Annotated in this window: 11 protein-coding genes and 1 pseudogene; 2 read left to right on the top strand and 10 right to left on the bottom strand. The window is 68.2% G+C overall.

What is annotated here, in order from left to right:
- Positions 1–20 precede the first annotated feature (20 nt).
- The 6 genes from ACFXN1_RS09435 to ACFXN1_RS09410 all read right to left on the bottom strand — a co-directional run bounded on the left by ACFXN1_RS09435 (position 21) and on the right by ACFXN1_RS09410 (position 5,788).
- Positions 21–1,583: a flavin-containing monooxygenase gene (locus ACFXN1_RS09435; protein WP_379438914.1), complete on the bottom strand. Its 1,563-nt coding sequence runs from the start codon at positions 1,581–1,583 to the stop codon at positions 21–23.
- A 150-nt stretch (positions 1,584–1,733) separates the two neighbouring features.
- Positions 1,734–2,729 (bottom strand): sulfate/molybdate ABC transporter ATP-binding protein, encoded by a 996-nt coding sequence (locus ACFXN1_RS09430; protein WP_379398814.1) that lies wholly within the window; start codon positions 2,727–2,729, stop codon positions 1,734–1,736.
- Complete coding sequence (cysW, locus tag ACFXN1_RS09425; RefSeq protein WP_379398815.1) at positions 2,726–3,535, bottom strand: sulfate ABC transporter permease subunit CysW; 810 nt, start codon at positions 3,533–3,535, stop codon at positions 2,726–2,728. Before cysW ends, ACFXN1_RS09430 begins: the two co-directional genes overlap by 4 nt.
- The gene (gene cysT, locus ACFXN1_RS09420) at positions 3,536–4,345 is read right to left on the bottom strand and encodes a sulfate ABC transporter permease subunit CysT (protein ID WP_379438942.1); all 810 of its coding nucleotides are present in this window, start codon (positions 4,343–4,345) and stop codon (positions 3,536–3,538) included.
- Between the two features lie 125 nt (positions 4,346–4,470).
- Positions 4,471–5,508 (bottom strand): sulfate ABC transporter substrate-binding protein, encoded by a 1,038-nt coding sequence (locus ACFXN1_RS09415; RefSeq protein ID WP_379398816.1) that lies wholly within the window; start codon positions 5,506–5,508, stop codon positions 4,471–4,473.
- Positions 5,509–5,698: 190 nt separating this feature from the next.
- Positions 5,699–5,788, bottom strand: a complete 90-nt coding sequence (locus tag ACFXN1_RS09410) for an Ms4533A family Cys-rich leader peptide (protein WP_328601465.1) — start codon at positions 5,786–5,788, stop codon at positions 5,699–5,701.
- A 145-nt stretch (positions 5,789–5,933) separates the two neighbouring features.
- Between ACFXN1_RS09410 and ACFXN1_RS09405 the strand changes: the two genes are divergently transcribed.
- Positions 5,934–6,977: a M48 family metallopeptidase gene (locus tag ACFXN1_RS09405; RefSeq protein WP_379398817.1), complete on the top strand. Its 1,044-nt coding sequence runs from the start codon at positions 5,934–5,936 to the stop codon at positions 6,975–6,977.
- A 66-nt stretch (positions 6,978–7,043) separates the two neighbouring features.
- Here the strand turns inward: ACFXN1_RS09405 and ACFXN1_RS09400 are convergent, their stop codons facing one another.
- Positions 7,044–7,292: a hypothetical protein gene (locus ACFXN1_RS09400; protein ID WP_379438913.1), complete on the bottom strand. Its 249-nt coding sequence runs from the start codon at positions 7,290–7,292 to the stop codon at positions 7,044–7,046.
- Positions 7,293–7,420: 128 nt separating this feature from the next.
- The gene (locus tag ACFXN1_RS09395) at positions 7,421–7,657 is read right to left on the bottom strand and encodes a hypothetical protein (protein ID WP_379398818.1); all 237 of its coding nucleotides are present in this window, start codon (positions 7,655–7,657) and stop codon (positions 7,421–7,423) included.
- A 237-nt stretch (positions 7,658–7,894) separates the two neighbouring features.
- Here ACFXN1_RS09395 and ACFXN1_RS09390 point away from each other — a divergent pair, with 237 nt between their 5' ends.
- On the top strand, positions 7,895–9,793 hold the full coding sequence (locus ACFXN1_RS09390; protein WP_379399020.1) for a glycoside hydrolase family 15 protein: 1,899 nt from the start codon (positions 7,895–7,897) through the stop codon (positions 9,791–9,793).
- Positions 9,794–9,860: 67 nt separating this feature from the next.
- Here the strand turns inward: ACFXN1_RS09390 and ACFXN1_RS09385 are convergent, their stop codons facing one another.
- Together ACFXN1_RS09385 and ACFXN1_RS09380 are read right to left on the bottom strand one after the other, a co-directional pair.
- Positions 9,861–11,675, bottom strand: a complete 1,815-nt coding sequence (locus ACFXN1_RS09385; RefSeq protein ID WP_379398819.1) for a hypothetical protein — start codon at positions 11,673–11,675, stop codon at positions 9,861–9,863.
- Positions 11,672–12,914: pseudogene (locus ACFXN1_RS09380) on the bottom strand (hypothetical protein); the annotation flags it as partial. The gene ACFXN1_RS09385 and the pseudogene ACFXN1_RS09380, both read right to left, overlap by 4 nt.

Raw genomic sequence — 12,914 nt, 5'->3', positions numbered from 1 at the left:
CGCGCTGCGAACCGGCACCGCTACACCCACCGGCCCCGGATCCTCCGGTAGCAGGCATAGGCCATGGTGAGCGCCGCGACTCCGCCGAGGGAACCGCCGGCGCTCACATACCGGCGATGCCGCGACCCGGACATCCGGGCCTGCAGGCGTTCCTCGGTGAGATCGGCGTACCGGCCGGGTAGCAGGGTGTCGAAGTACTCGGTGACGAAGTTGTCGGTGCGCCGGGTGGGCAGACCCATGTCGCGCATCAGCTCGTCGATGTGGTGCGTCAGGTACGGGCCGAGGTAGTAGCCCTCGGGCCGCTCCGGCATGACCTCGCCCAGCCACGTCCCGACACGCGCTATCTCCCTGTGCATGCCGTCGACGCCCGGCAGGGCGAGCTCACCCAGGAAATGCTGGGACAGCCAGTGCGCGGACACCTCGGCGGTGAGCTGGCAGGCGTCGGAGGAGCCGTATCCGATGAAACCGAGCCGCGGCAGCGTCGGCGGCAGAATGTGCCGGTAGAGCTGGAACCGGCCCTCGACCCGGACGGTCTTGGCCAGCTCGGGCGACAGGAATTCCAGCTCCTGCCGCCAGCCGGTGGCGAAGACGACGACATCGGCGTCGAGCCGATCACCCCCCGCCAGTTGGACCGCGGTGCCGCCGGGGAAGGCTGCGATGGTGTCGCGCCGCAAGGCGATTCGACCGCGCCGGGCCATCCGGAAGAACTCGTCGCTGACTCCCAGATTCTCGATCCCCGCCGGCAGCGGTGCGTCCGGCACCATGACCTTCGGCGACCGCAGCAGCAACCGCATCGAGGCCGAGACCGCCCGCCAATACCGTTCGGCGAACTTCTTGCCGGGCCCGTGCAGGAACCGCTCGATCAGGGTCTGCCGGTGATAGCGAAAGAACGCTTCGGTGCTGCGATTCAGGATGATCCGGTCCGAGGGCACCCGGCCCGGCAGAAACCGCGGCAGCATCGGATGGGCCCGGCGGAACACCAGCGTGCACTCCCGCGCGTGCTCCCCTGCCCAGGCCGCGCAGTCCAGCGCCGACTTCCCGGCCCCGACCACCACCACCCGCCGGCCGGCGAACAGCCTCGGATCGGTGGCCCGGCTGGAATGCAGTCGCACGCCCTCGAACTCGTCCTCGCCCTCGATGACCGGGAGCCGCGGGGTGGAGAACACGCCCGCGCACACCACCACGAAGTCGAACCGCAGCTCCTCGACCCCGTCCGGGCCGCAGATCTTCAGCTCGAAGCCCGCGTCCACCTCGGACACCCGGATCACCTCGGTCGACAGCCGCAGCAGCGGCGTCAACCCGAAGCGCTCCACATAGGACGCCAGGTACTCCCGCACCTGCGCGGCCGTCGGAAACACCTCGGCCGACTCCGGATACGGGTGATCGGAGTAGGCGTAGGTATCGCGGGAGTTGTTGGTGCGCAGGCCCGGATAGGTCCGTGCCTCGATCCACACCCCACCCGCTGCGCCCTCCTTTTCGAAGATGACGACCTCGAATCCGTCGTCCCGCAGCACTTTCGCGGTGACCAGCCCCGCGATACCGGCGCCGATGATCCCGGCCCGTTTTCCACCCGCACTCGTCACGTCCACTATTTCCCCTTTGGACCTGCACGTTTCGAGGCTCACGCTACTTCAGCACGAGATCCGGCGTACCTGCGTCGGGGCAACTCGCCAAACGATGGATCAATTGGGCGTGTCGCGACTTCTCACCGAAATCGCTTAAACGGGACTCATTTACGAGACCGGAAGCTCCGGGATCTGGGTGGCACGGGCGTACACGGTCTCGCCCTCTGCCAGGTGCAATGCAGCGGCGTCACCGCGCGTCACCTGCGCGGTGAACAGATCACCGGTGGCCGCGTTGCGCAGCTCCACCCGCACCTCGAACCCGAGCTGCACGACCCGCTCCACCGTCGCGCGGGTGACACCGGCGGATTGCGCGGTGCCCTCGTGTGCGGCCAGCGCCATGCTCGGATCCCGGCCGACGCGAATATCGTGCGGCCGCACCAGATGCCCGTTCAGCTTGGCCACCGCGCCCAGGAACGACATGACGAATTCATTGGCGGGCCGGTCGTACACGTCCTCCGGAGTGCCGACCTGCTCGATGCGGCCCTTGTTCATGACCGCGATGCGGTCGGCCACATCCAGCGCCTCCTCCTGGTCGTGGGTGACCAGCACGGTGGTGACGTGCACCTCCTCGTGCAGCCGCCGCAGCCAGGTGCGCAGGTCCGCACGGACTTTCGCGTCCAGCGCACCGAACGGCTCGTCCAGCAGCAGCACCTGCGGGTCCACCGCGAGCGCCCGGGCCAGGGCCATGCGCTGACGCTGACCACCGGACAGCTGCGCCGGATACCGGTGCTGGAAGCCGTCCAAGCCGACGATCTCGAGCAGGTCGTCGACCTTCTTCTTGATCTCCGCCTTGGGCCGCTTGCGGATCTTGAGCCCGAAGGCCACATTGTCGCGCACGGTCATGTGCTTGAACGCGGCGTAATGCTGGAAGACGAAACCGATATCGCGCTTCTGCGGCGACACGTTGGTGACGTCGCGGCCCGCGATGGTGACCAGGCCGTTGTCGAGCGTCTCCAGTCCCGCGATCGAGCGCAGCAGCGTCGACTTGCCCGAACCGGACGGGCCCAGCAGCGCGGTCAGCTCCCCCGACGGGATGTCGATGCTGACATCGTCGAGAGCGGCGAAGGTGCCGTACCGCTTGTTCGCATTGGTCACGGTGATCATTTGGCAGTGCCCCGCTTGCGTTCGAGGAGGGTCATGAGCAGAAGGACGACGAGGGCGATGCCCATGAGCAGCGTCGCCGCACAGTACGCGCCGAAGGTGTTGTGATCGTTCACGTATCGCCCGTTCACCAGCAGGGTGAGCGTCTGTGACTTTCCGGGCAGGCCCGTGGACACCATGATCACCGCGCCGAATTCACCCAGCGCCCGCGCCACGGTCAGCACGATGCCGTAGGTCAGACCCCAGCGGATGGCCGGCAGCGTGATGCGCCAGAACGTCTGCCAGCCCGACGCGCCCAGGGTGGCCGCGGCCTGCTCCTGATCGTCGCCGATCTCGTGCAGCACCGGCTCCACCTCGCGCACCACGAACGGCAGCGTCACGAAGATGGTGGCGATCACCATGCCCGGCAGATTGAAGATGATCTTCAACCCGTGGTGGTCCAGCCCGCCGAACCAGCCGTTGGCGCCCCACAGCAGGATCAGCGAAACACCCACCACCACCGGCGAAGTCGCCATCGGCAGATCCACCACGGCCTGCAGCAGATTGCGGCCCGGGAACTTTCCGCGCACCAGGGCGAGCGCGATGATCACACCGAAGATCACATTCACCGGCACCACGATCGCCACGATCGTCAAGGTCAGATTGAACGCCGAGATCGCCGCGGGTGTGGAGATCGACTCGTAGAACGCGCCCAAACCGCGTTCGAAGGTGCGCCACAGGATGATGCCCAGTGGCACCAGCAACAGCACGAACAGATACGCCAGCGCCACCGTGCGCAGCGAGATCTTGGTCCAGAAGCCCAGTCTCATCTACGCCTCCCTTTCCTTGCGCGCCAAGCGGTCCGACGTGACCCGCAGGACGAACAGGGTGAGCAGCGAGATCGCCAGCAGCGCCACCGAGACCGCGGCGGCGTTCACCGGGCGATCCACCTCGATCTGCTGCTGGATGTACTGCGAGGCCATCTGCGTCTTCTTCGGGATGCCGCCGCCGATCAGCACCACCGACCCGTACTCGCCGATGGCGCGCGCGAACGCCAGGCCCGAGCCGCTCACGATGGCGGGCGCCAGCGTCGGCAGGATGATGGTCCGGAAGGTGGTCCAGTTGTCCGCGCCCAGCGACGCGGCCGCCTGCTCCACATCCTGGTCGGCCTCGATGAGCACCGGCTGCACCGACCGCACCACGAACGGCAGCGTCACGAACGCCAGCGCCACCACCAGACCCGGCTGGGTGGCGTTGAGATGGATGTCGAACGGCGACTGCGGCCCGTACAGCGCCAGCAGCACGATGCTGGCCACGATGGTGGGCAGGGCGAACGGCAGATCGATGAGCCCGTTCACGAAGCCCTTGCCCGGGAACTCGTCGCGCACCAGCACCCAGGCGATGAGCGTGCCCATCGCCACATTGATCAGCGTCACGATGATCGACACAAAGACGGTCACCTTCAGCGCGTCCAGCGCGCCGGGCGCGGTGACCGCGTCCCAGAACCCGGACCAGCCGTCCTCGAAGGATTTGACGGTCAGCGCGGCCAGCGGCAGCAGCACGATGATGCTGAGCCACAGCACGGAGGTGCCGATGCCGAGCGGGCCCACCGACCCGCTCACCCGGAACCAGGAACGGATCCGGCCCGGACCCGCCGACCGACGCGGGTTGTCGTCTACCGAAACGCCGGAACCAGGATCGGCTCCGGCGTTCGAGCTGCTGTCACTCACGGTTTCGAGTATCGCTTGTGTCGCAGGTCACCCGGCTACTTGGTGGCCTTGTCGTAGATCTGGGCCACCGAACCGGTGTTCGGCGTGAACAGATCCTTGTCCACGACCTTCCAGCCACCCAGATCGTCGATGGTGTACAGCTTCTGCGGGGTCGGGAAGTCCTTGGCGTGGTCCGCGCGCACCTGCGGATCGACCGGGCGGAAGCCCGCCTCGGCGAACGCCTGCTGCGCGTCCTTGGTGTAGAGGAAGTCGCGGAAGGCGATGGCCTGCTTGAGGTTCTTGGCGTTCTTCAGCACCGCGACCGGGTTGTCGATCCGGAACGTGGTGTCGGGCACGATGTGCTCGATCGGATCGCCCTTGGTCTCGGAGAAGATGGCCTCGTTCTCATAGCTGATCAGCACGTCACCGGTGCCCTGCAGGAAGGCGTCGGTGGCCTCGCGGCCCGACTTCGGCTGCACGTGCACGTGGGTGAGCAGCTGGCTCAGGTAGTCCAGACCGGCCTGCGGGTTCTTGCCGCCCTCGCTCTTGGCGGCGTACGGGGCCAGCAGGTTCCACTTGGCCGAGCCCGAGCTGAACGGGTTGGGGGTGACCACCTCGATGCCCGGCTTGAGCAGGTCGTCCCAGTTCTTGATGCCCTTCGGATTGCCCTTGCGGACCGCGATGGCCACCACCGAACCGAACGGAACACCCTTGTTGGCGTCGGAGTTCCAGCCCGCGTCGATCTGACCGGAGTCCACCAGGCGGGTGATGTCGGGCTCGACGGAGAAGCTCACCACATCCGCCTCGGCGCCGTCCTTCACCTTGCGGGACTGATCGCCGGAGGGACCGTAGGAGGCCTGGAACTGGGTGCCCTTGCCGGGGTCGGTCTTGTTGAAGACCGGAATCACCTTGTCGTAGGCGGCCTTCGCCACCGAGTAGGCGTAGAGGTTGATATTGCCGCCGCCTCCGCTGGCCGGACCGCTGTCCTTGGTGTCGCTCGCGCCGCCGCTGCAGGCGGTGAGCACGGTGGCCGCGACCGCGGTGAGGGCGACGGCGAAGGTAGATCGGCGGGACAGACGAATATTGCGCGACATCGGCGTGGACCTTTCAGGGCACCCGCCGGTGGGACGTCGACCGGCGGGAATGAACGTACTGCCGTAGACCCGTCGCGTGGGATGTCGCAACGGTGGCGCTCCGGCCCGAGGGCCGCCGGGGGACGAACACGAACTGCGAAAAATGCGCGCGCCAAGTCTACTCAGACGTGCAGCAGTGCCCGATCGGCCATCAGCGACAGTGAATGTCCGCGACCGCGAGGCAACCCACAGCGATCAACGCCAATTCATGGCGGACCTGGGGCACAACACTCGAAGACACCCGGCGACTTTAGCAGAGCAGCACGTCAGGTGGCGAATTTCGGACGGCGGTTGGAATCGACTCGAGCACAACCCTGGACGAACGCGGCAGACTGTATCGAGCGGCCCGATACCGCGTCGCCTGCTGCACACACACGGGGGAATCGATGACCACACCCGCTCGTCTCCGCCGGGAGTTCCCCGGCATCTCCACTCGCGCCTGGGAGCATCCCGCCGACCGCACCGCACTGGTCGGGCTGCGGCAGCTGAGTGGATTCGACACCCTGCTGCGCACACTGTCCGGGTTGTTGCAGGAGCGGCAGCACCGGCTCATGTACCTGGCGACCGCGGTACGGGTCGACGAACGGCAGTTCAAGAACATCCATCAGCTGCGCGAGGACGCGGTGAAGATCCTCGACGCGCAACGCACGCCGGAGATGTTCGTCTTACAGCAGCCGGAGGCCAATGCCTTCACCATCGGCATGGACCGGCCGTTCATCGTGCTGACCACCGGGCTGCTGGATCTACTCGATCACGAGGAACTGCGGTTCGTGGTCGGCCACGAACTCGGGCACGCCCTGTCGGGACACGCGGTCTACCGGACCATGCTCATGCACCTGATGCGGCTGGCGGCCAATGTCGGCTGGATGCCGGTGGGCGGCTGGGCTTTACGCGCCATCGTGGCGGCGCTGCTGGAGTGGAGCCGTAAATCCGAACTGTCCGGCGACCGGGCCGGGCTGCTGGTCGGACAGGACGTGGACGCGTCGGTCCGGGTGCACATGAAGCTGGCGGGCGGATCGCGGGTGGACCAGATGAGCCATGCCGCCTTCCTGGCCCAGGCCGATGACTACGACCGGGCCGGCGACCTGCGCGACGGCGTGCTCAAACTCCTCAATCTGGAGCTGCAGACCCATCCGTTCTCGGTGCTGCGGGCCGCCGAACTGCGACGCTGGATCGCGAGCGGCGACTACGACCGGATTCTCGACGGCCAGTACCCGCGCCGGGACCAGGACAAGAACGCCCGCATCAGCGAGGAGATCAAACACGCCGCCCGGTCCTACCGGGAGAACTTCGACCAGTCCGAGGACCCCCTGATCCGCACCGTGCGCAACCTCGGCCGCGATGTCGGGGCCGCGGTCGGCACGGTGGGTCAGGAAGTCAGCGACACACTCTCGAAGCTGGGCAAGCGAATCCGCGGATCCGACGACTGACAAGGAAATGGGGGCGGGGCCGAGCGCCCGCACCCCATTCGAGTCGAAGCTCGGTAACCCGCAGGGTTACTCGTCGCCCTCGACCACGGGCGGGGTCTCGAGGATGTCGAGGATCCACTCCTCGGTGGCGCTCTCGGCATCCTCCTCGTCGGGACGGATGCGGTTGGTGAGGCGCACGCCCAGGCCCAGCAGTTGGGCGGCCTTCACCATGTCGATGGCCTCGTCGGGGCCGCAGAGGTGGGTGGCGATCAGACGGGGCTCGTCCTCGAAGTCTTCTTCGGACAGCACCAGTTCCAGGCCTTCATCGGTTGACATGGGTCTGCACAGTACGCCGAGAATTCGCCCGAGTGGTACCGAAACTCGCTCAGCGAGTGAACAACCAGGCGACGACTACGAGAACAAGAAGTGCGATCAGGGCGAGCTGGACACGAGAGCGAGGCATCTCAGGCGGCTTCCTTCCGGATGCGGCGCGAAGGCGTGGCGGGGATCGCGGTCTCCCGTGCGGCGATCCGATCACGGCCGAGCACGTGCAGCACCACCCGCAGCGTCCGGTCGAGCAGGTAGGCGATGGCCAGGCAGACCGGCACCATGGCGGCCAGCACCACCGCGAACTGGGGAACGAAGGGCAGGCCGGCCACCCAGAGTTCGACGCCGTCCCACCATCCTGCAATCGCATGCACGACCCCAGCCTAGGCCGACATCGCGGCGGTGGACGATTCGGGCTGCCCGGGCCGATGATGTTGGGTATGGAGTCGTACGACGAGCCCGAGAACAGCGAACGGCCGCTCGGCAGCGAGATCGACGTCGATCCTGCCGAAACCTGCGATGAACCGTCCGAGGTGGACGCACCGCGCGACGGACTGGACCGGACCGACCCGACCCTGTCCGACAGCTTCCTGCCTTCCGCCGTCGGCGGCATGCATCATTCGGTGTATCCCCCGATCGACGACTACGCCTTTCTGTCCGACTGCGAGACCAGTTGCTTGATCGCCCGCAATGGCTCGGTCGAGTGGATGTGTGTGCCGCGCCCGGACTCCCCCAGTGTCTTCGGAGCCATGCTGGACCGCAGCGCCGGACATTTCCGCCTCGGCCCTTACGGCCGCAATGTGCCCGCCGCGCGCCGGTATCTGCCGGGCGGGCTGATCGTGGAGACCACCTGGCAGACCGAGACCGGCTGGCTCATCGTGCGCGACGCGCTGGTGCTGGGTCCGTGGCACAACAACCGCTCCCGCAGCCGCAGCCACAAGCGCACGCCCATGGACTGGGATGCCGAGCACATGCTGCTGCGCACGGTGAAGTGCGTGAACGGCGTGGTGGAACTGGAGATGAGCTGCGAGCCCGCCTTCGACTACCACCGCGGCCCGGCCACCTGGCACTACAGCGGCGACGTGTACGAAAGGGCCAGTGCCACCTGCGATATCGAGGGCGCCCCGAGCCTGACGCTGACCACCGATCTGCGGCTGGGGCTGGAGGGCCGCGAGGCCCGCGCCCGCACCCGGATGAAGGAGGGCGACGAGGTGTTCGTGGCCCTGTCCTGGTCGGACCTGCCGCCGCCGCGCACCTTCGCCGAGGCGGCGGAGAAGATGTGGCAGACCACCGAGTGCTGGCGGCAGTGGATCACGCTGGGGCGCTTCCCTGACCATCCGTGGCGCGGGTACCTGCAACGCAGCGCGCTGACGCTGAAGGGCCTCACCTACGCGCCGACCGGGGCGCTACTGGCCGCCGCAACCACCTCGCTACCGGAAACCCCTGGCGGCGAACGGAACTGGGACTACCGCTATACCTGGGTGCGCGACTCGTCGTTCGCACTGTGGGGCCTGTACACGCTCGGGCTGGATCGCGAGGCCGACGACTTCTTCGCCTTCCTGCACGACGTCACCACGGACGACGAGGGGAAGCCCACTCCGCTGCAGGTGCTGTACGGCATCGGCGGGGAACGTGAGATAACCGAATCCGAACTCCCGAACCTGTCCGGCTACGATGGCGCGCGGCCGGTGCGCATCGGCAACGGCGCCTACAACCAGGACCAGCACGACATCTGGGGCACGATTCTGGATTCCGTTTTCCTGCACGTGAAATCGCGTCAGCAGGTACCGGAAACGTTGTGGCCCATGCTTGAACGGCAGGTGCAGGCCGCCATCGAGAACTGGCGCAACCCGGATCGCGGCATCTGGGAGGTGCGCGGCGAGCCACAGCACTTCACGTCCTCCAAGGTCATGTGCTGGGTGGCGCTGGACCGTGGCGCGAAACTGGCCGAGCTGCACGGGGAATTCGACTACGCCAAGAAGTGGCACGATATCGCCGACGAGATCCGCGCCGACATCCTCGACAACGGCGTGAACTCCCAAGGCGTCTTCACCCAGAGCTACGGCAGCGACACCCTGGATGCCTCGCTGTTGCTGGTGGTGCTGGTCCGCTTCCTGCCGCCCACCGATCATCGGGTCCGCGCCACGGTGCTGGCCATCGCCGACGACCTGACCGAGAACGGCCTGGTGCTGCGCTACCGCACCGAGACCACCGACGACGGCCTGTCGGGCGAGGAGGGTTCGTTCACCATCTGCTCGTTCTGGCTGGTGTCGGCGCTGGTGGAAATCGGTGAGCTGCACCGCGCCCGGCAACTGTGCGAGCGGCTGCTCGGCTACGCCAGCCCGCTCAAGCTGTACGCCGAGGAGATCGACTCGCGGACCGGACGCCACCTGGGCAACTTCCCGCAGGCGTTCACCCACCTGGCGCTCATCAATGCCGTCATGCACGTGATCCGGGGGGAAGAATCCCGGCACACCGGCCAGTTCCATCCGGCACACCCGGGGCGCTGAGAAAGGCATGCAGGAAAAGGAATCGGCCGCTCTCGCGGCCGATTCCTTTTTACACGAGGTGTTCTCGTCAGTACGAGGGGTTCTCGCCGATCGCATCCGCGTGCTCGCGGATATCGCGCAACCGGACCAGCGAGCGCTCGATCTCGGTCAGCCGCGCCTCCCGCCCCGCACCCGAGTGCACGGTGGCCGCCTCCTCGGCGGCGCGCAGCGAGGCGTCCACCGAACGCAGTGTGGCCGTGGCGATCTCGGTGAAGTGATCGCGCAGGCTGCGCTGCACCGCGCGCAGCCGGTAGCGGGACTCCTTGCTCACCTGGAAGATCACATCGTCCATGAGCCGGGCCACCGCCATCTTGGCCTCGGCCTGGCGGCGCTGGCGGCGGGCCTTGCGGTCGTCCCACAGCGCGTTCACGCCCAGCAGCACGGCCGCGCCGCCGGAGTACCAGTTCACCAGCGACATGTGCAGCAGGCTGGTGATCAGGCCGACCATGAGCAGGCCGCCGTAGGAGCCGCGCAGGGCGGTCAGCACCTGCTGGGTGATGCCGTGCTTGGCGCTGTCCAGATTGTCCAGCGCGGCAACGGGTTCCAGCACCGCGCCGACATCGCCCGGATTGTCGAGCTTGAGATCGGGGGTGGGGATGCCGCTGTCGGGGAACTTCGCCGCCACCTGCTCGGCCAGCTCCACCGACCGGTAGTGGGCGATGACGAAGTTCTCCTCCACCGCCTCACAGATCTTGGCGTCCAGATCCGCGCCGAAATCCGCCCAGCGCCGAACCGGATCGCCCTTCATGATGTCGGCCTCGGCGTCGCGGATCAGGCTGCGCAGCCGGTGCCGTAGATCGTGTTCGGTGTCGGCCATCAGCTCGCCCGCGCCGTCGGCCAGGGTGACCTGCCAGTTGGCCGAGCGCTGGCGGAGCTGCTCGGCTTCCTCTCGGGTGCGGCGCAGCTGCTCGGTGATGACGGTCAGCCGGCGCGGATCCCGCAGCGTCTCGGCCTCACTGCGCAGGGCCAGCGACAGATGGTCGGTGATGAGCCGGATGTCGCGCACCGCGGCCTCCACCGCGACGGCGTCCGCGCGGCCCAGCACATAGGAGCGCAGATGGTCGAGCAGTTGCGGCACACCGGATTCCAGATCCAGCTGCGCGTCCCCCGCCGCGGCGGCGTGCTCGTGCAGCCGCGCCGAGGCCGGGGCCACCGCGAAGGCCAGCCCGGCGTCGTCGAGCAGCTGCCGGTCGTGCTGCTGCACCTGCGGCCACTGCGGATACTGGTCGATCTTGTTGAGCACGCAGACGACCGTCGGGCAGACCTGCTGAATCCGCTGCAGCTGCTCGATCTGCGCCGGGGTGAACGGCGCCCGGGCATCGGCCACGTACAGCACCGCGTCCGCGGCGGCGATCAGCGACCAGGTGGCCGGCGCCTCGGCGGGCGCGCCGGGCGCGTCCAGCACCACGAAGCCCTCCGCCAGCAGCGGGCTGGGCTGGGTGAACTCGGCCCGGATGACGTCCCCGGAATCCAGCTCGGCCAGTGCGGCCTGCGGATCCACGGCGGTGCGCTGGGCGGTGCCGCCCGGGCTCGCCTTCACCAGGGTGGCGCTCGGCTGCGGACCGTACTCGGCGATCACCGGGACGCTGGCCTGGCCCTCGGTGGCGCTCACCGCGGCCCCGACCAGGCTGTTGACCAGCGTGCTCATCCCGCTCTTGGATTCTCCCACCACGACCAGCCGCACCCGCGGGTCGGCCAGGCGCGCACGCGCGATGCCCAGCCGCCCGGACAGATCGAGCCGGCCGGAGGCGTGGGTCAGTTCGAGCAGCCGGTCGAGCAGGTCGACCAGCGGACCCAGCGCATCGGGATTCTTCACCGCTACCTGATGACCGGCGGCGCTCACAGCAGCAGCATGTGATCGCCCGGACCCTGCACCGGGGAGTGGGCGTCGACGAACGAGGCATCGGGACCGAGGCCGGAGAACAGCCCGGCATCGTGCACCAGCAGACCGCCGTCGTGCACCGAAAGCGGGTGCAGCGCGGAGTCGTCGGCGATCGGCAGCACGTGGTTACCCGAATCGAACTGGTCCGCTATGGGTTTCACCGGCTGCGGCGGGTCGATGTGCGGCGGCGTGGTGATCGGCTGCTGCACGGTCGGCACCGGGGCGACGGTCGGCGCGGGCGCGACCGAAACACTGGGCTGCCCACTGTGATCGGGCACGGTCGGCACGGTCGGCTGCGCCGTCGGGACGGTCGGGTGCGCCGGGTTGGTGACGGTCGGCTGATGGGTCGGCACGGGCTCGTCGGTCGGCACCGTGACGGTCGGCGTACTGCCGTGGGTGCCGGAATCGTCGACCGGCTTCTGCGGCTTGACGGTGACGTCGGTGTCGCCACCGGAGGTCACCGGCGGAGTCACCACCGGGGTGCTGCCGCCCTTGGTGAGATCGGGGTCCAGGCCCGGGATCTTGGTGGTCGGAATCGGCGGCACGGTGGTGAACACCGGCGCCGGATCGGTCTTGGCCGGCACGCTGACGTGCGGAGCGGGCGCCGGCGTGGCCGCCGGCTGGACCGGCTTGTCCATCAGCGGCGACGGGTGGACGGGCGCGGTGGGCTCACCACTGGCCAGCACCGGCTGGCGACCATGATCGAACAGTGCGGGGGCCACGGCCGCGGGCGCGGTCAGCGGCGACGGACCGCCGTGTGTCGACAGCAGATTCGCGATCGGCTGGTTGGCGGCATCGGGCTGAATGGTGGTCTGCAACGGCGTCACCGCGACCGGCTGCGCCATGGACACCGGCGCGACCGCGACGGGCGCGGCGGCCACAGGCACCACGGGTGCGGCGACCGGGGTGACGGCGGCGGGCGCGACTGGAGCAGTCTGCGCGGCCGGAATGGTGGTCAGCGAGATCGGGTTCGACGGCGCTGCGGCGGCACCGGGCAGCGTGAACGCGCCGCCCGGCGAACCGGCCCCCGGAAGCTGCGAATTCGTACCGGGCACAGCGGAAGTGGGGGCTCCGGCACTGCCCGCCGGGGAATCGGCCGGGCCGTGTCCCGGCCCCGGAAGGGCTGGGGTGCCGGGGGTGGCCGACGAGTTCGAGGAGCAGAATGGCTGGGCACTGGTGTTGGGCTTGTCCGCACTCGGT

It is taken from the genome of Nocardia sp. NPDC059154 (genome assembly GCF_042755705.1).
Lineage (GTDB): Bacteria > Actinomycetota > Actinomycetes > Mycobacteriales > Mycobacteriaceae > Nocardia.
Note: the sequence above shows the minus strand (reverse complement) of the source record. Positions and strands in the feature narration are given on the sequence as shown.